Origin of the sequence: Vibrio sp. BS-M-Sm-2, assembly GCF_041504345.1 — a bacterium.
Lineage (GTDB): Bacteria > Pseudomonadota > Gammaproteobacteria > Enterobacterales > Vibrionaceae > Vibrio > Vibrio satsumensis.
The window spans coordinates 3,129,756-3,147,295 of the sequence record NZ_CP167894.1 but is presented as its reverse complement, the minus strand read 5'-3'; the positions used below and the strand labels follow the sequence as shown (position 1 = coordinate 3,147,295).

The following is a 17,540-nucleotide window of genomic DNA, read 5'->3' as shown; positions in this document are numbered from 1 at the left end:
AGTAATCAGGTATAAAAAAGAGGCGCCTAAGCACCCCTATTTTGTTTTACAAGTGGGTTTTGGCCACTTTAGCCGAAGCACTGTTTGGGTACTCGGTTACGACTTGTTGGTAATATTTCTTAGCTTGCGTCGCGTTGTTGTTGCGCGCAGCTATGTCACCAAGCTTAACCAGTGCATCTGCTCGCTTGTTTGAGTCTTTGTAAGACACAACAGCAGCGAAGCTCTTCACAGCTTCTTTATCTTGCTTCTTAGCGAAATAAAGCTGGCCTAACCAGTAATGTGAGTTAGGTGTGAAGGTTGAATCTGGGAAGTCTTTTTGAAACTTTTGGAATGCTGCGATAGCACCCGTGTAATCTCGTTGCTTTAGAATCATATCTACAGCATTTTGATAAGCGGTTTGCTCATCCACATCAGTACTAAACGTACCAGAAGCGTCTTTAGAGCCTTCGCCCACCGCCACTGCTACCGTTGCTGTTCCTGCTGCTTTCACCTCGCCTCTCACGCGATCCAGTTCAATGAACAATTCACGCTGACGCTCTAGCATTTGCTTCATATCGTAACTATTTCGTTCCAGCTCACCGCGAAGTTCACTGATCTCCAGTGCCATATCGTCGATTTGCTGTTGCATTTGAAGTTGGACGAGGTTGCGATTTTGAAGCAGACGCTCTAAACGCTCAATATCTGATTCGTTAGATGCTGATCGAGAGGAAGATGATGAATTGGTTGCGGTGCTATTGAGATCGGATACTGGAGCTGGTGCAGCGAACGTGGTGTTCGCTGCACTTGCCAGTAACGAAAGCAAAATGACTCGCTTTGTGTTACTGAACATGAGGCAATTCCTCAATTATATAGTCTACTAAAATTAGTAAACTAGTACTGCGCGACGGTTTTTAGCGTACACATCTTCAGATTGACCTAGAAGAAGTGGCTTCTCTTCACCGTAGCTTACGATAGAGATTTGGTCAGCTTGAACACCTAGAGCTTGTAGGTATTTCGCTACAGCTTGTGCACGGCGCTCGCCAAGTGCGATGTTGTACTCAGGAGTACCGCGCTCGTCAGCGTGACCTTCGATAGTAACGTTCATGTCAACGTTTTTAACTAGGTAAGCTGCGTGAGCTGCTAGCATTTCTTCGTAATCGCCAGCGATAGTAGAGTTATCGAATGCGAAGTAGATTGTTTGAGTTTCACGTAGCGCTTGCTCTTTAAGCTCTTGCTCAGACAGTTGACCGTTAGCGTCAATTGGCGTTACAACAGTTGTGTCTACGTTGCCTTCTGAACCTGAAGTTGTTTGGTTGCTTTCTGTACCAGATGTTGCAGATGTTGCTTCATCAGTTGAGCTACATGCCGTTACTGCCATCACTGGTAGTGCAATCATCAAGCCTTTAAGAACTTTGTTAAGTTGCATCTTTTTTCCTTACGTTATCAAACTTAGTTTCTACAGCGACTAAGTGCTATAGATAGTTAATTGCCACAATAGTTAACACTATCAATAGCTAAAAGAATGTATCAAATTAACTAGAGAAACGGTGACCACGCTGGCGCTCTTACGCGTCCGTTGGTTGCCGGTAATCTAGCTTTAAAACGGCCATCGATAGAAACCATCGATAGTACGTTAGTTTTGTTGTAAATAGAGCTATAGATAACCATACCTCCATTCGGTGCAATACTTGGAGATTCATCTAACAATGTTTTTGTTAGTACCTGAACCGCACCTGTTTCCAAATCTTGCTTAGCCAAGTTAAAACCTGAGTTACTGCGATTCACCATGATCAGGAATCGACCATCAGGGGTGATCTGGCCACCTAAGTTTTGGCTACCTTGCCAAGTAATACGAGATGTCGAATTATTTGACAAATTTACATTATAAATCTGTGGTTTACCACCACGATCCGATGTGAAAATAAGAGACTTGCCATCTGGGTGCCAGAATGGTTCCGTATTATTAGAACGGCCACGGGTAATTTGTGTCAGCTTACGGCTAGCAAGGTCAAGTGTGTAAACCTGAAGGCTACCTGTTTTCGACAATACCAATGCCAATGTTTTACCATCTGGTGAGAATCTTGGCGCACCATTGTGACGAGGGTATGACGTCACTTTCTCACGCTCACCCGTGTAAATATTCATGATGAATATTTCCGCTTGGCCATTTTGGAAACTCACATAAGCAAGTTTCTTACCGTCTGGTGACCATGCTGGTGACATGAGCGGTTGCTTAGAACGAAGAACTAAACGCTCGTTAAAGCCATCGTAGTCAGCAACACGAAGTTGGTACGGGTATTTATCTTTGTCGTTAACGACCACGTAAGAGATACGAGTTAAGAACGCCCCTTTTTCGCCGGTGAGTTCTTCATACACTAAGTCAGAGATGCGGTGTGCATACTCTCGCAAGCGTTTACCAGGCACTGTCGCTTTTTTGTTGAACAACACGTGGTCTTTAGAAAGTACCAATTGGCCTTCATCGCTTAGTGCGCGGCTTTGTCCTTTAGTCAATTGACCACGAACAATGTCGATCAGTTGGTAGTTCACCACATACTGCCCTTCGGCATTTTTAGTGATACTACCTGTTAGCAATGAATCAACGCCTAGGTTAGTCCAAGCATCAAAGTTGACCTCAGATTCGCTATAAGGCGTTTGAGGCATTTTGCTTGTTGCAACCGGGCTGAATTTACCACTGCGTTGTAAGTCAGAAGCGATAACGGCTGATACATCGTGTGGCAATGGTCCCGCGCCTTCCCAACGGAAAGGGACAATAGCGATAGGTCGTGCAGAGTTAATACCGTCTGTAATAACCAACTCCAGTGCCGCATGTGCGAACTGGCTGCTTGTCGCTATTAAGAAAACAAAACTCAGTAATAGTTTCTTTAACACAAGTTCGTCCTTTTACTCTGGTGATACAGTTAAGTTAATGTCTTTCAGTGAGTTCACAATGTCTGGGTCTTTAGGCAATGGATAAGATTGCACTTGTGCCACAGCACGTTTGGTTGCTGCACATAGACGGCTATCACCATCTAAGATACTCAAACTACCCAATATCGCGTTAGAGCCGGTTGGAATTAGCTTAAGGTTCACTCGGCACGAACGCCCTCGATAGCTGTCTTCTAACAACAGGTTCTGTTGAATCAGTTGGGTATAGATAGCACCGTAACGTTGAGCTTCATCACTGATAAATTGTTGCCTTGCTGAAGAGTTTTGAGTCGCTTCAGTTTCAAGACCAGCAAAGATATCGTTCAATGCTGCTTCTTGCTGTTTACGCTCTTTTTCTGCTTTTGCTGCAGCTTCTTTTGCCTTACGGGCTTTCTCTGCTGCGGCTGCCGCTTCTTTCTCTTTCGCTATGCGTTGCTTTTCAGCGCGTTCAGCAGCTTCTTTCTCTTTACGAGCTTTGTCTGCTGCCTCTTTCGCAGCTTTCTCTTTTGCCACGCGTTCTTGTTCCGCTTTTGCAATCGCCGCTTCTTTGGCTTTACGCTCGTTCTCGGCTTTCACTAACGCAGCTTCTTTTAGCTTGCGATCAGCTTCGGCTTTAGCGGCTTTCTTTTTCTCTTGCTGTAAACGCGCTTCTTCAACTTTGCGTTGTTTTTCTTTCTCAACTCGGCGCTTTTCCGCTTCTCGAGCCGCTTTAGCTTCCTTAGCTTGCTTTTCTTTCAGCTTACGAATATTTTCTTCTTCAGCTTTACGATTCTTTTCAAGTCGTTCGCTTTCACGTCTTAGTTTGTCTAAACGCTCTTGCTCTTTCTTACTCGCCGCTTCTCTTTGTTGACGAATCTGTTGAGCTTGCTGGCGAACCATCTGAGGATCAATCACCACAGCTTGAACCATCTGCCCTGTAGGCTTTGGCTCTGACATCGTGAAATCCGCTCCCCAAATGAGCGCAACGAATAAAATGACGTGCAGCCCAAGAGAAATAAGAAGCGGTGATCTGAAATTATTGGATTTTTTATTATTCGCTTTCATGAATGCTACGGAGCTATTCCCTTATATCCGTTAAAAGGCCAACCTTTGGCACACCTGCACGGCTTAATTCATCAAGTAATAAAACCACTTCAGCGTATGGCGTTGCGGCATCACCACCTACCGCCACTGGAGAGTTTGGCTTCAAAGACAACTCAGCTTTCACTCGGACGATAATATCTTCCATGGATAAGCCACGTTGTACTTCTTCGTCATTAACACTCAAGCCAAGCTCACCGTCTTTGTTCACTTCAACGATGATGAAACTCGCGTTGTCGTCACCCAATAGATCTTGTGCCGACTTAGCCGTTGAAGCCTGAGGCAACTCAACGTCAACGCCCTGAGTAACAAACGGTGAAGTCACCATAAAAATGATCAACAAAACAAGCATAACGTCGATGTAAGGTACAACGTTAATCTCTGCTGTCATTTTGCGTTTTTTAGGTTGGTATCCAGCCATCTATTATTCCCTGCCAGCCATCGCTTGACGGTGAAGAATACTGTGGAACTCTTCAGAGAAAGTCGCGTAGTTGTGCTCTAGCTTGCCTACTCGGCTACTGAAGCGGTTGTACGCCATTACTGCTGGAATTGCAGCGAATAGACCCATTGCTGTTGCGATCAGTGCTTCTGCAATACCAGGGGCAACCATTGCGAGCGTAGCTTGCTTCACTTCACCTAATGCGATGAATGAGTGCATGATGCCCCAAACCGTACCAAATAGGCCGATGTATGGACTGATAGAGCCAACGGTCGCCAAGAAAGGTAAGTTAGTTTCTAGTTCATCGACTTCACGAGCAACAGCAACGCGCATCGCACGGCCTGTGCCTTCCATAATGAAGTCAGGTGAAGTTGCATTCGATTTACGAAGGCGAGCAAACTCAGTAAAGCCTGCGTAGAAAATTTCTTCAGTACCAGAAAGCTCGCCTTTGCGTTTATTGCTCTCTTGGTACAATTTTGCAAGATCAACGCCTGACCAAAATTTATCTTCAAACACTTCTGTTTGTTTCGAAGCTTGAGATAATACTTTACTTCTTTTGATGATCATCGCCCAAGAAACAACAGACATGCCCATAAGAACTAGCATGACCATTTTAACTAATAAACTAGCTTCTAAAATTAGGCCTAAGATTGAGATTTCAGCAGTCACTATTCGTTAGCTCCGTAAGAATAAATGTTGGCATTGCCTTTGGTTTCATTTTTTGATTGTCGATACATGCTACCTTAACCATTGCTTTACACAATGCTTTGCCATCAGGATTTACGATCTCTTGACAGAAGACCAAGGTAGCTCGCTTCAACTCGTAAATATTTGTAATGACTTGTAAAGAATCATCAAGACGCGCGCCTTGAATAAAATCAATGTCCATATGTCGGACTACAAAACCGATGTTTTGTTCTAACAATACTTGCTGAGAAACGCCAATTGAGCGCAGCATCTCAGTTCGAGCGCGTTCGAAAAACTTAAGATAGTTTGAATGGTATACAACACCACCTGCATCGGTGTCTTCGTAATACACTGTCACTGGCCACGTAAATGGCTTAGATAATCCCTGCAATTTGATACCACAATTCAAAACGATAAAGATCTCACTATAACCTAACTCCTTATCATTAATAGTATATCGCTGTGAATTTTTTGATTTAACAGACGAAAAAAAGGCCATCTGTATAAGATGACCTCTTTTTGGCTAAAAACCCAACAAGTATAAAGATTCACGTTGTAATGAACCTAAATCCTTTGCCTTTTATAAAAGGCGCAGCACCGTTAGGTAGAGCAAAATTGTGAGTGAAACGTATGGGCTAAACAATAGCTGCCACATCCAAGCTCTTGGCTTAAATCCGATACCGTAAACCATGCTTGAGCATACTGCCCAGATAAACATTGGCCCGATGATCGCGTTAAAGCCACCGATGCTTGTCGCATACGCTTCAGGATCCCACATCACTAAACCCACATGCATAAAACCCAATACTAGGGATAAAGCTCTTAACAAAGTCTTATCCATTGGTTGATGCAGCTTAGCAACTTGCTCTGCGAGATTACTCACTGTCTTTGTCCATCATTTCTGAATGCTCTAGCCATAGAGCATTAATGATGCCGAATGCACATGCTAGAAGTACACCCAAAATCCATGCGAAATACCACATAAAATTTCTCCTAAGTTATTTCACTTCTAGCTTAGTAAGCTGAAACGTCGTTATCTTCGATGTGTTTCTTATCTAGACGACCGAACATTTTGTAGTATGTCCAAGTTGTGTAGCCAAGAATCACAGGAACCATTACCGCCGCAACTGCGGTCATAAGACCAAGCGTTAGCTCACTAGCTGTTGAATCCCACATAGTCAAACTATGGTTAGGGTTCAGGCTAGACGGCATTACAAATGGGAACATTGCAAAACCAGCCGTTAAAATAACACCAGCGTTAGATAGACTTGAGAACAAGAATGCGAAACCACCACGCTCAAAGCGAGATGCAATCACAGCAAGCAGTGGCATTGCTACACCAAGGATCGGCGCCGCCCACATTGCAGGATACGTTTCGAAGTTTGTCATCCAAGCACCCACTTGAAGTGAGACTTCTTTGTTTAGTGGGTTTGAGTCAGCAAACGTATCGATAGTGCTCGTGATTACATAGCCTTCGATAGATTGAACCCAGAAGCCACCAATAACGAACAGAACAATTGCAATTAGACCAGTGATCTGAGCAACGTTACGAGCTCGGCGATGCAGATCTTCTGTTGTCTTCATTTGAAGCCATGTTGCACCTTGCATTACGAACAACATTAGAGCCAACACGCCACATAGTAATGCAAACGGGTTCAACAGAGCGAAGAACGTACCGTGGTACTTTGACATCATTAGACTGTTCAGATCAAATGGCACACCTTGTAATAGGTTACCAAATGCAACACCAAAAATGATTGGGGGTACTGTGCCACTAAAGCAAAGTGCGTAGTCCCAAGTTTTGCGCCATTTTGGGTCTTCAATCTTAGAACGGTAGTCAAGTGCAAGTGGTCGTAACCAAAGCGCAGCTAACGTCGCGTACATTGCGAAGTAGAAGCCAGAAAACGACGTTGCGTAAACCAGCGGCCATGCAGCAAATAATGCACCACCAGCAGTGATCAACCAAACTTGGTTGCCATCCCAGTGAGGGGCAATAGTATTGAGCATAATACGACGTTCAGTGTCGCTCTTACCGATAACAGGAGAAAGAGCGGCAACACCCATATCGAAGCCATCAGTTACGGCGAAACCAACCAGTAAAACACCGATCAATACCCACCAAATGAGTCGTAAGCTTTCGTAATCAAACATTAATATTCCCTCACTTATACTTCAACTGAACGGCTAACTTTGTCTTCAACAGAGTTATCGTTTTGTTCGAAGTGGTAACGGCCTGTCTTCAAGCTACTTGGACCTTTACGTGCGAATTTCAGCATTAGATAAACTTCAGCAATCAAGAACACTGTGTACAATGCCAGGATAGCGAATAGAGAAGTCCAAAGCTGTTCAATAGTTAGTGCTGATGCAGCAACGTTAACCGGTAGGATTTCACCAACCGCCCATGGTTGACGACCAAACTCAGCAACGAACCAACCTGCTTCAATCGCAATCCAAGGCAGTGGGATTGAGAATAGCGCAGCTTTAAGTACCCATGGTTTCTGTTCGATTTTCTGACGACACGTTTGAACAAACGCAGCACCGAATACAAACAGCATGATGAAGCCACAAGCAACCATCAGACGGAATGACCAGAATAGAGGCCAAACTGTTGGGATTGAATCATCCGCAGCCATTTGGATTTGGTCTTCTGTTGCATCAACAACGTCGTCTGTGTAGCGCTTAAGAAGTAGACCGTAACCTAGGTCACCTTTCACTTCATCGAACGCTGCCATGTTTTCTTCAGACTTATCGCCCGCACGTAGTTTCTCAAGTAGTTCGTATGCGTACATACCTGTACGGATGCGATCAACGTGGTCATCACGTAGGTCACGTAGACCCGTTACTTCTTTATCAAGAGAACGCGTTGCAATAATACCCATTACGTAAGGGATCTTAATTGCGTAGTCAGTATCCATTGTTTCTTGGTTAGGAATACCAAAAACAGTAAATGCTGCTGGTGCTTCTTCCGTGTGCCACTCTGCTTCTACCGCAGCTAGCTTCACTTTCTGAACTTCACCAAGCTCGTAACCAGATTCGTCACCTAGTACGATTACTGACAGGATCGCCGCCATACCGAAAGATGCTGCAATCGCGAAAGAACGACGAGCAAAGGCAAGGTCACGACCTTTAAGAATGTAGTATGAGCTGATACCAAGGATGAACATCGCACCCGTTGTGTAACCAGACGCTACTGTGTGTACGAATTTAACTTGCGCTACTGGGTTTAGTACAACTTCAGCGAAGCTCACCATTTCCATACGCATAGTTTCAAAGTTAAATTCCGCACCCACTGGGTTTTGCATCCAGCCGTTTGCTACCAAGATCCAAAGCGCAGAAAAGTTAGAACCAAGTGCTACTAACCAAGTTACCGCTAAGTGCTGACGCTTTGACAGTCTGTCCCAACCGAAGAAGAAAAGGCCAACAAAAGTAGACTCTAGGAAGAATGCAACAAGCGCTTCGATAGCTAGCGGAGCACCAAAGATGTCGCCAACATAGTGAGAATAGTAAGACCAGTTAGTACCAAACTGGAACTCCATGGTTAAGCCTGTCGCTACACCAAGAGCAAAGTTAATACCAAACAATTTACCCCAGAACTTGGTCATGTCCTTGTAAATTTGCTTGCCAGTCATTACATAAACTGACTCCATAATGGCAAGTAGAAATGCCATACCTAGTGTCAGTGGAACAAATAGGAAGTGATACATCGCTGTAAATGCAAATTGCAATCGCGACAGATCAACAACATCAATCATGGTAACTCCTTTGTGTCGGCTGAATGACACTTGTGTGATTATTCACCGCAAAAATCCATGTTAAAACAATTTATATGATTGTTATTACAAATTGAAATTTGTAGCAAAAACGTACCGTTATAGTTAGATTATTGTTAAGCATGAGCTAATATAGCTGGCGCTAATATTACTGGTAAAATCAGTATGTTTCAAAAGATTTATAGGAGAAGCCTGCGTTGATTTGTATCAATTTTATTCACGCAAATTAGAGGTATTTTTGAACAATCATGACTAAAATCACACCAATTTGAGCTCTGTTAATAACAGCGCATGATATCTGTGACAAAAGCTCAGCACTGCCTCAACATACAAATTACAACTACCCATAAAGTATTAACAAAATTTATGACAGCTTATTTCAATTTTTGTTAGCCAAATCAAACCTGAAATCAAAGTTTTCATTTTTGAAAGCTCTATTCGGCATTTTTATCGATTCGCGCAAAGAGTTGTTATTCAGTAAAATGCAAAAAATCCCAGCGCTTATGCAACTGGGATCTTTAAAAATGAATAATTTAACGATTAGACGGCTTATCTATACCGAAGTGTAAATAAGCTCTGTCAGTTGCGATTCGACCTCTTGGTGTTCTTTGTAGATAACCTTGCTGAATCAAGTAAGGCTCTAACACATCTTCAATGGTGTCTCTCTCTTCACCAATCGCAGCAGCCATGTTGTCGATACCAACCGGACCACCGCCAAACTTCTCCATGATCGCAAGCAGAAGTTTTCTGTCCATGTAGTCAAAACCCTTAGCATCGACATCCAACATGTTTAGCGCTTTATCAGCAACCTCTGGGCAAATATGTCCGTCGCCTTTCACTTCCGCATAATCGCGAACACGGCGCAGTAGACGGTTAGCAATACGTGGCGTACCACGAGCTCGGCGAGCAACTTCTAACGCCCCTTCGGACTCCATAGAAAGACCAAGGCAATCAGCACTGCGCTGAACAATGTTTTGTAGGTCTTCAACCTTGTAGTACTCAAGACGCTGAGTAATACCGAAGCGGTCACGTAACGGCGATGTCAGTGAGCCAGCACGAGTGGTTGCGCCAATCAAAGTAAAAGGAGGAAGATCGATCTTGATAGAACGCGCCGCTGGGCCTTCGCCAATCATAATGTCTAATTGGTAGTCTTCCATTGCTGGATACAACACCTCTTCAACCACAGGGCTTAAACGGTGAATCTCATCAATGAAAAGGACATCATTTTCTTCAAGATTGGTCAGCAGCGCCGCTAGGTCACCCGCTTTTTCTAGAACAGGGCCTGAAGTGGTACGAATGTTGACATCCATCTCATTGGCAACAATGTTCGCCAACGTGGTTTTACCCAAACCTGGAGGACCAAATATCAACAGATGATCGAGCGCCTCATTACGCAGTTGTGCCGCTTTGATGAAAATCTCCATCTGGCCACGAACGTGATCCTGGCCTTGATAGTCGGCAAGTGCTTTAGGGCGTATTGCACGATCAATGACATCTTCATCTTTGAATACTGGGTTATCCGGTGCAATAAGGCGATCGGCTTCAATCATAAATTCTGCTATTCCTAACTATACTCTTGTTGACTCTGCGCTTCTTGACTCTGTGTAAAGGCAAAGTGAATGAGTCTATTTTGTCGAACAAGTATATCGGGTATTAAACCATCGATTTCAGAGCTTCGCGAATCAACTGTTCGCTGGTCATGCCATCTTTAGCCACTTGAGAAACCACCTTAGAAGCTTGAGTCGGCTTGTAGCCTAATGCAAGTAGTGCACTTACCGCTTCTTCTTCCGCGTCGTGAACGGTTGGCATAGAATCAATAGGAGCAGCATCCGTCGCTGGAGTAAACAGATCTCCCGCGCCCCACCCTTTCAGTCGGTCTTTCATTTCAACAACCAGACGTTCTGCGGTTTTCTTACCCACACCCGGAAGTTTAACCAGCGTAGAGATATCTTCACGCTCAACACTCTGCACAAACTGGCTCGCAGTCATGCCTGAGAGGATGCCAAGGCCGAGCTTAGGACCAACACCATTTGCTTTGATGACTTCACGAAACAGCGCACGTTCTTTAACTGTGTTGAATCCGTAAAGCAGTTGTGCATCTTCACGAACAACAAAGTGAGTGTAGATAATTGCCTCTTCGCCAACATTTGGTAATTCATAAAAACAGCTCATTGGCATTTGAACTTCATAGCCAACACCACTCACTTCGATTAGTAATTCTGGTGGCTGTTTTTCTATTAATGTACCGCGTAGACGTCCGATCACAATTCACTCTCTTGATGGAATATAATTTGAGGGACAGAATATAAAAGAACTGGATGCTTATCCAGTTCTTTGTGTTTGTTAGGATGATTTATTTAAGCTTGCTTTGCTTGGGAGACCACGCGATTCAGGCTTTCAACCAGTTCCTTGACTGATGTAACATGCCCAGTCAATTCTGAGCCGTAAGTGGCCACTAAACCTGAAACGGATTTGGTTTCTGCAACACTCTGTGCTACTTCTGAACTCGCAAGATCGAGTTCTTTCAATGAGCTCATCTGCATCGCCATAATATTGGTCAGTTGGTTTACATCAGTAGAAATGGTTTGCACCTCAGAGATAATGCCGTTCATTTCATTGGCCGTAGTTTCAATGATCGCTCTACCATGTTCCACTTCTTCTTTACTTCGGTCTAATAAGGTTCGAATTTCTATCGCGGAGTGACTGCTTTTCGCCGATAACTCTCTCACTTGGTCTGCAACTACCGCAAAACCTCGTCCTTGCTCACCAGCGCGTGCCGCCTCTATTGCTGCATTAAGTGCTAATAGATTGGTTTGCTCAGCAACCGAGGTAATCAAATCAGCGACTTTCATGATCTCTTGATTACTTTGAATGATCTGGCTGATTGCACTGGTTGAAGCTTCTAGTGATTCTGAGCTCTTCTGCGCTTTCGTTCCCACGGCTTCGCTACGCTCTTTTAGCTCACCCACAAATGAGTTTGATTCTTCGATACCTTGAGTCATTTGGTGCAATTGTTGGCTCATCTGTTCTGCTGCACTCGCCTGAGATTCGCAATTGATGTTCAGCACCTCAACTTGAGCATGCAGATCTTGCGACTGCTGGTCCAAGTGAACAGATACGCCCTGTAAGCTTTCAGAGTTTGAGTTAGCTTGCTCAAGGACAATCGAAAGTCGTCCTTCGCTTTGCGTCGCTTGATTGGCAACGTGTTGGCTTTCTGAAATCGCATCTTCTGCCATTTCAATCGCCACCTCTTTTTGCTTAGCGGTAAACGCTTGAGCAATACAGATCACCACCAGCGGCATGATTACACCAGACCAGGTTTCAACGACCACGGCTTCCGGAGTAAGTACTAACTGCGGAAATTCAAAGCCATCAAGGTGAGCCGACGTCATCATCAATGACACGCCAATCACTAGCCCACTCCATACCAAGGCGATAATGCGTGTTCCCGATAAGAAAAAAGCGACCACTAACAAAGGAACCCAATAAGCCTGAGTCGATGCCACCACACCACCGCTTTGGTAAATGATATTCAGCGCGTGCACTGCCATGCCGACAAAGCCAAAGTTCAATGCCAAGCTAGGCTTTCGGGTAATGCGTAATAGAAGTGCAGAGGCTAATTCAAAGGCGATAAGAAATACGGAAGTGGCAACCAGCAGCTGCTCTTCATGCTTGGCCCACTTGATGAGGCTGTAGACACCCACAAAGAAGGCGATAAAAGTGAAGAGTAATAAGATATCGGCTTGTCTGACTTCGTTGTTACTCCACCCATTATTTTTGGGTAGAAATAGCGCGCGCCACAGCTTGATTGGGTTCATCAGTGATCATCCTTGATTGACTTGTAAGACCTCCGACCAATGTTAATAACATGTTAAATGATACGCAATGTTATTATTTGGTTTGTGTTCGAAAGATCTCATTTCATCAAGGATTTAAGAGCGTCTTGCTTTGAGCTAAACGAGGCGTAGGCTCATGGAATGCAAGCTTTTAGAAAGCAGAGGGATGGGACTTAACGGTAGCGCCCTTTTCTCGCGCCTGTCGCCTTACCTGCCAGTGCTATCAAGGTTTTATTAGTGTTGGCGTGAGTGATCGCTACGCCTAGAGCATCGGCAGCATCGGCCTGTGGTTTAGCCGGTAACTTAAGCATGCTCATCACCATGTTTTGAACCATCGACTTATCAGCACCACCATTGCCTGTCACCGCTTGTTTTATTAAACGAGCCGCATACTCATGGACGGGCAGATCAGCATTCACCGCAGCCACTATCGCACTGCCACGGGCTTGTCCAAGCTTGAGTGCAGAATCCGCATTCTTCGCCATGAAGACCTGCTCAATAGCGAACACATCCGGCTGAAACTGAGTGATGATTTCGCTCACACCGGCGTAGATTTGTTTAAGTCGACCCGGCAGTTCTTTTTCAGAGGTGCGAATACAACCGCTACCTAAGTAATATAGATGACGACCATTTTGACGAATCACGCCATAGCCCGTAATACGAGAGCCAGGGTCAATCCCTAAGATAATAGACATAATTTCAAATACTGATTATTTATACATGCTTTATGAGCTTAGTATATCGAACGCAAAAAAAATGCCCGTCAAATTAACGGGCATTTTCTAATTACTGACAGGTCTGGCTAATGAATTAAGAGCTCTCTATCAACTAGGATCTCTTCATCAACAAGAAAAGATAACAGGCTTACGCTTGCTCTTTTTTCTCTGCCAATTTAACTGCGATTGCTAGCTCTTCCAGTGATGCCGGGTTCGCTAGGCTTGGCGCGTCTGTTAGTAGACATGCTGCTGCTGTTGTTTTCGGGAATGCGATAACGTCACGGATGTTCTCTGTACCACAAAGCAGCATTGCTAGACGGTCAAGACCGAATGCTAGACCAGCGTGTGGTGGCGTACCGTACTTAAGCGCTTCAAGTAGGAAGCCGAACTTCTCTTGTTGCTCTTGTGCTTCGATACCTAGGATACCGAATACCGCTGTTTGCATTTCTGCGTTGTGAATACGTACAGAACCGCCGCCTACTTCGTAGCCGTTGATTACCATGTCGTATGCATCTGAATTTGCTGCTGCTGGGTTCGTTTTAAGCTCTTCCGCGTTCACACCTAGTGGTGATGTGAATGGGTGGTGCATTGCGTGTAGGTTACCTTCGCCGTCTTCTTCGAACATTGGGAAGTCAACAACCCACAGTGGAGCCCATGCAGATGTGTCTGTTAGCTCTAGATCCGTACCTAGTTTAAGACGAAGTGCGCCCATTGCTTCAGCAACAACGCCCGCTTTGTCTGCACCGAACAGAATGATATCGCCAGATTCAGCTTGAGTGCGATCTAGAATACCGTTGATTACGTCTTCGCTTAGGAACTTAGCAACTGGAGATTGAATACCTTCCATGCCTGCAGCACGGTCGTTAACCTTCATCCAAGCTAGGCCTTTCGCGCCGTAGATGTTTACGTGTTCAGCGTAACCGTCGATTTGCTTACGAGTTAGCTTAGCACCACCTGGAACACGAATAACCGCTACGCGACCTTTCTCGTCGTTAGCTGGGCCAGAAAATACTTTGAACTCAACGTCTTTAACCAAGTCAGCAACATCAACTAGCTCTAGTGGGTTACGTAGATCTGGCTTATCAGAACCGAAACGACGAATCGCTTCAGAGAAAGGCATTACTGGGAATTGGCCTAGTTCAACATCTAGAAGTTCTTTCCACATATCGTGAACAAGCTTCTCAGTCACGTTACGTACTTCTTGAGAAGTCATGAAAGATGTTTCGATATCGATTTGAGTAAATTCAGGCTGACGGTCAGCACGTAAATCTTCATCACGGAAACATTTAACGATTTGGTAGTAACGGTCAAAACCAGACATCATCAGCAGTTGCTTGAACAGCTGAGGGGATTGAGGAAGTGCGTAGAAGCTACCTTTGTGAACACGGCTTGGTACTAGGTAGTCACGAGCACCTTCTGGTGTCGCTTTCGTTAGTACTGGCGTTTCGATGTCTAGGAACAGGTTCTCATCAAGGAAACGACGAACGAAGCTAGAAGCACGTGCACGAAGCTTGATACGGTCGCTCATTTCTGGACGACGAAGATCGATGTAACGGTACTTAAGGCGCTGCTCTTCAGAGTTCGTTTGGTTGAAGTCTAGTGGAAGCGCTTCTGAACGGTTAATGATCTCTAGACCGGTCGCGTAAAGTTCTACTTCACCAGTAGCCATGTCTTTATTTACTTGGCTGTCCGGGCGAACACGTACTTCACCAGTAAACTTGATACAGAATTCATTACGCAGTTGGTTAGCGATCGGGAAGATATCTTTCATATCTGGATCGACAACAACCTGAACGATGCCTTCACGATCACGCATATCAATAAAGATAAGACCGCCTAAATCACGGCGACGGTTTACCCAGCCGCACAATTCTACAGTTTGTCCCGCCAGGGACTTGTTCAGGTTACCACAGTAATGGGTACGCATAATGAATTTCCCAATCTCTTAATTATTTACTAGTTTCCAAGCTGTCTGTGGTCATTCCACACAACAGAGCAAAGGAACATTTATACGCGGAAACTCGCTTAAAATCGACCTTCCACATTCGAATTTATTGTGTTTTATCTGGCTTTGCTGCTTTTTAGCCCATCAAGTGCGCAAAGATTCATCAAAACCGAAAAAATTGCGATAATTATATCTCGAAAGTACCTTAATCAGCAAAACTCTCGTAAAGTAGATTTTCGTTTAAACCCAAAAACTTTTTGTAATGTCTGATGGCGTGATGAATAACGGTGTAATAGATGGATGATCGTGTAATAACAGCAGAAACTTTACCTCTAAGACTTGGATTAACCATGTGGTCTCATTCTGAGTGGCAAAGTCAGTTCTACGGAAAAGGAACAAAGCCTGCTGAACGCTTAGAGAAATACACACAAGTTTTTCATACTGTGGAAGGCAACACGACCTTTTACGCTACGCCGAGTATGTCGACCGTTCATAATTGGAAAGCCGCCAGTCATGATGATTTCAGGTTCACTTTCAAGCTACCTAAATTCATCACCCACCAGCAGCAACTCAGGCACTGCCAAGCAGAGCTCAAAGAGTTCTTGATGACGATGTCGCCACTCCACGACCGCATTGGTCAATGGACGATTCAACTGCCACACAGCTTTGAGCCCAGCATGCTGCCTGCCCTACAAAAATTTTGCACCTTGTTCCCAAAAGATATGCAGCTTGGTGTCGAAGTTCGACACTTGGGTTTCTTTGATAAAGGCGATGCTGAAAAACGCTTTAATCAATGGCTGGTCGAAGAAGGTATTAATCGCATAATTATGGATAGCCGCCCCGTGTTTTCCGCGCCACCAACCACAGAAGCGGTGTTCGATGCACATCAGAAAAAACCGCGTGTCCCCGTTCATGCGATTGCGACCGCCAATAACCCGATGATTCGATTTATTGGCCACCCAGACCAAGAACCTAACATTGAGTTTTTTAAGCCTTGGTTTACCAAAATTCCAAACTGGCTAAGCGAAGGGAAACAACCGTATTTAATGATTCACACCCCAGACAATAATCATGCGCCTGAACTTGCCATCGCTATTTACGAGCTGTTGCAAAAGCAAGTGTCTGAAAATACGTCATTATTATTGCCTGACCTGGCTCAGTTTCCTGCTCAGAAAGGCAATAACCAAATCTCGATGTTTTAGCCCCTCACCTATAAGTAACTTCGAACCTTGAGCTAAATCTCAGTTTTCGTGACAGCCGCGCTTTTTTTACGTAAAATACGCCCCCTTTTATTTGGTACGAATTTTGTACCAATTACGCTGACTGTCGAGAGAAAATGCCATGAGCAACACAGACAATATCTTTTCCGCTCCTATTGATAAAATTGGAGACTTCACCTTTGATGCAAGGGTTGCTGAAGTATTTCCGGATATGATTCAACGCTCGGTGCCTGGCTATAGCAATATCATCTCTGCAATCGGCATGCTGGCTGAGCGCTTTGTAAAGCCACATTCAAATATTTACGACCTTGGCTGCTCGCTTGGTGCGGCGACACTTTCTATGCGTCGTCACATTCAGCAAGAAGGCTGCACGATTTTCGCTATCGATAACTCAGAAGCCATGGTTGAACGCTGCAAATTGCACGTTAATGCTTATCGCAGTGACACACCAGTAGAAGTGATTGAAGCCGACATTCGCGAAGTCGAAATCAAAGACGCTTCTGTTGTGGTGCTTAACTTTACGCTGCAATTTCTGTCTCCGGACGATCGATACGCTCTGCTTGAAAAAATTCATGCAGGCTTGCGCCCGGGCGGGATCTTAATCTTGTCTGAAAAATACGTATTCGAAGACGAAAGCTCAAATGAGCTGCTTATCGACCTGCACCATGATTTCAAACGTGCTAACGGATACAGCGAGCTAGAAGTAAGCCAGAAACGCAGCGCAATTGAAAACGTGATGCGTCCGGATTCGATCCCTGTTCACAGAGAACGATTTGATAAGATTGGCTTCTCAAGCAGCGAAGTCTGGTTCCAATGTTTCAACTTTGGTTCAATGTTCGCGATAAAGTAAACATTTTCGGTTACGTAACAGTCACGACACCGTTAGCACGTACTAAAAGGTCATCCTCAAGAGCGAGGAACGAGCGAGTTGGGGATCTCTTAT

18 protein-coding genes are annotated in these 17,540 nt (G+C 44.6%); 2 read left to right on the top strand and 16 right to left on the bottom strand.

Features of this window, described 5'->3' with window-relative positions:
* Positions 1–46: 46 nt before the first annotated feature.
* The 16 genes from ybgF to aspS all read right to left on the bottom strand — a co-directional run bounded on the left by ybgF (position 47) and on the right by aspS (position 15,359).
* Complete coding sequence (gene ybgF / locus AB8613_RS14435) at positions 47–829, bottom strand: tol-pal system protein YbgF (protein ID WP_146492168.1); 783 nt, start codon at positions 827–829, stop codon at positions 47–49.
* A 33-nt stretch (positions 830–862) separates the two neighbouring features.
* Complete coding sequence (gene pal / locus AB8613_RS14430) at positions 863–1,405, bottom strand: peptidoglycan-associated lipoprotein Pal (RefSeq protein WP_017062069.1); 543 nt, start codon at positions 1,403–1,405, stop codon at positions 863–865.
* A gap of 110 nt (positions 1,406–1,515) precedes the next feature.
* Positions 1,516–2,868, bottom strand: coding sequence for a Tol-Pal system beta propeller repeat protein TolB (gene tolB / locus AB8613_RS14425; RefSeq protein ID WP_060982374.1), 1,353 nt, complete (start codon positions 2,866–2,868; stop codon positions 1,516–1,518).
* Between the two features lie 12 nt (positions 2,869–2,880).
* Positions 2,881–3,948, bottom strand: coding sequence for a cell envelope integrity protein TolA (gene tolA, locus AB8613_RS14420; protein WP_372383993.1), 1,068 nt, complete (start codon positions 3,946–3,948; stop codon positions 2,881–2,883).
* Between the two features lie 13 nt (positions 3,949–3,961).
* Positions 3,962–4,405: a protein TolR gene (gene tolR / locus AB8613_RS14415; protein WP_017062072.1), complete on the bottom strand. Its 444-nt coding sequence runs from the start codon at positions 4,403–4,405 to the stop codon at positions 3,962–3,964.
* 3 nt (positions 4,406–4,408) lie between these two features.
* A complete protein-coding gene (tolQ, locus tag AB8613_RS14410; protein ID WP_285953243.1) occupies positions 4,409–5,092 on the bottom strand; it encodes a protein TolQ in 684 nt (227 codons plus the stop codon).
* Positions 5,082–5,519, bottom strand: a complete 438-nt coding sequence (gene ybgC / locus AB8613_RS14405; protein WP_017104273.1) for a tol-pal system-associated acyl-CoA thioesterase — start codon at positions 5,517–5,519, stop codon at positions 5,082–5,084. Before ybgC ends, tolQ begins: the two co-directional genes overlap by 11 nt.
* A 171-nt stretch (positions 5,520–5,690) precedes the next feature.
* The gene (gene ybgE / locus AB8613_RS14400) at positions 5,691–5,993 is read right to left on the bottom strand and encodes a cyd operon protein YbgE (RefSeq protein WP_060982372.1); all 303 of its coding nucleotides are present in this window, start codon (positions 5,991–5,993) and stop codon (positions 5,691–5,693) included.
* Positions 5,986–6,093: a cytochrome bd-I oxidase subunit CydX gene (gene cydX / locus AB8613_RS14395; protein WP_000270284.1), complete on the bottom strand. Its 108-nt coding sequence runs from the start codon at positions 6,091–6,093 to the stop codon at positions 5,986–5,988. Before cydX ends, ybgE begins: the two co-directional genes overlap by 8 nt.
* Before the next feature lie 31 nt (positions 6,094–6,124).
* Complete coding sequence (gene cydB / locus AB8613_RS14390; RefSeq protein ID WP_146492171.1) at positions 6,125–7,261, bottom strand: cytochrome d ubiquinol oxidase subunit II; 1,137 nt, start codon at positions 7,259–7,261, stop codon at positions 6,125–6,127.
* A gap of 14 nt (positions 7,262–7,275) precedes the next feature.
* Positions 7,276–8,862 (bottom strand): cytochrome ubiquinol oxidase subunit I, encoded by a 1,587-nt coding sequence (gene cydA / locus AB8613_RS14385; protein WP_017630634.1) that lies wholly within the window; start codon positions 8,860–8,862, stop codon positions 7,276–7,278.
* A 551-nt stretch (positions 8,863–9,413) separates the two neighbouring features.
* Positions 9,414–10,430: a Holliday junction branch migration DNA helicase RuvB gene (ruvB, locus tag AB8613_RS14380; RefSeq protein WP_017062078.1), complete on the bottom strand. Its 1,017-nt coding sequence runs from the start codon at positions 10,428–10,430 to the stop codon at positions 9,414–9,416.
* A gap of 103 nt (positions 10,431–10,533) precedes the next feature.
* Positions 10,534–11,145, bottom strand: a complete 612-nt coding sequence (gene ruvA, locus AB8613_RS14375; RefSeq protein WP_017062079.1) for a Holliday junction branch migration protein RuvA — start codon at positions 11,143–11,145, stop codon at positions 10,534–10,536.
* A gap of 92 nt (positions 11,146–11,237) precedes the next feature.
* The gene (locus AB8613_RS14370) at positions 11,238–12,698 is read right to left on the bottom strand and encodes a methyl-accepting chemotaxis protein (RefSeq protein ID WP_372383992.1); all 1,461 of its coding nucleotides are present in this window, start codon (positions 12,696–12,698) and stop codon (positions 11,238–11,240) included.
* Positions 12,699–12,889: 191 nt separating this feature from the next.
* On the bottom strand, positions 12,890–13,411 hold the full coding sequence (ruvC, locus tag AB8613_RS14365) for a crossover junction endodeoxyribonuclease RuvC (protein WP_008219936.1): 522 nt from the start codon (positions 13,409–13,411) through the stop codon (positions 12,890–12,892).
* Between the two features lie 169 nt (positions 13,412–13,580).
* A complete protein-coding gene (gene aspS / locus AB8613_RS14360; RefSeq protein ID WP_372383991.1) occupies positions 13,581–15,359 on the bottom strand; it encodes an aspartate--tRNA ligase in 1,779 nt (592 codons plus the stop codon).
* Positions 15,360–15,673: 314 nt separating this feature from the next.
* On the opposite strand from aspS, the gene AB8613_RS14355 reads away from it, so the two are divergent.
* Both AB8613_RS14355 and cmoA read left to right on the top strand, forming a co-directional pair.
* Positions 15,674–16,579 carry a DUF72 domain-containing protein gene (locus tag AB8613_RS14355; protein ID WP_239716223.1) on the top strand — a complete coding sequence of 302 codons (906 nt, stop codon included), beginning with the start codon at positions 15,674–15,676 and terminating at the stop codon, positions 16,577–16,579.
* Between the two features lie 139 nt (positions 16,580–16,718).
* Positions 16,719–17,447: a carboxy-S-adenosyl-L-methionine synthase CmoA gene (gene cmoA, locus AB8613_RS14350; protein ID WP_017062083.1), complete on the top strand. Its 729-nt coding sequence runs from the start codon at positions 16,719–16,721 to the stop codon at positions 17,445–17,447.
* Positions 17,448–17,540 lie beyond the last annotated feature (93 nt).

What these genes read in the sequence shown, in the direction of transcription:
- pal (WP_017062069.1), bottom strand. Translation starts at nt 1,405, where the DNA reads ATGCAACTTAACAAAGTTCTTAAAGGCTTGATGATTGCACTACCAGTG.
- tolR (WP_017062072.1), bottom strand. Translation starts at nt 4,405, where the DNA reads ATGGCTGGATACCAACCTAAAAAACGCAAAATGACAGCAGAGATTAAC.
- ruvB (WP_017062078.1), bottom strand. Translation starts at nt 10,430, where the DNA reads ATGATTGAAGCCGATCGCCTTATTGCACCGGATAACCCAGTATTCAAA.
- ruvC (WP_008219936.1), bottom strand. Translation starts at nt 13,411, where the DNA reads ATGTCTATTATCTTAGGGATTGACCCTGGCTCTCGTATTACGGGCTAT.
- cmoA (WP_017062083.1), top strand. Translation starts at nt 16,719, where the DNA reads ATGAGCAACACAGACAATATCTTTTCCGCTCCTATTGATAAAATTGGA.
- AB8613_RS14370 (WP_372383992.1), bottom strand. Translation starts at nt 12,698, where the DNA reads ATGAACCCAATCAAGCTGTGGCGCGCGCTATTTCTACCCAAAAATAAT.
- AB8613_RS14355 (WP_239716223.1), top strand. Translation starts at nt 15,674, where the DNA reads ATGGATGATCGTGTAATAACAGCAGAAACTTTACCTCTAAGACTTGGA.
- cydB (WP_146492171.1), bottom strand. Translation starts at nt 7,261, where the DNA reads ATGTTTGATTACGAAAGCTTACGACTCATTTGGTGGGTATTGATCGGT.
- cydA (WP_017630634.1), bottom strand. Translation starts at nt 8,862, where the DNA reads ATGATTGATGTTGTTGATCTGTCGCGATTGCAATTTGCATTTACAGCG.
- aspS (WP_372383991.1), bottom strand. Translation starts at nt 15,359, where the DNA reads ATGCGTACCCATTACTGTGGTAACCTGAACAAGTCCCTGGCGGGACAA.
- cydX (WP_000270284.1), bottom strand. Translation starts at nt 6,093, where the DNA reads ATGTGGTATTTCGCATGGATTTTGGGTGTACTTCTAGCATGTGCATTC.
- tolA (WP_372383993.1), bottom strand. Translation starts at nt 3,948, where the DNA reads ATGAAAGCGAATAATAAAAAATCCAATAATTTCAGATCACCGCTTCTT.
- ybgF (WP_146492168.1), bottom strand. Translation starts at nt 829, where the DNA reads ATGTTCAGTAACACAAAGCGAGTCATTTTGCTTTCGTTACTGGCAAGT.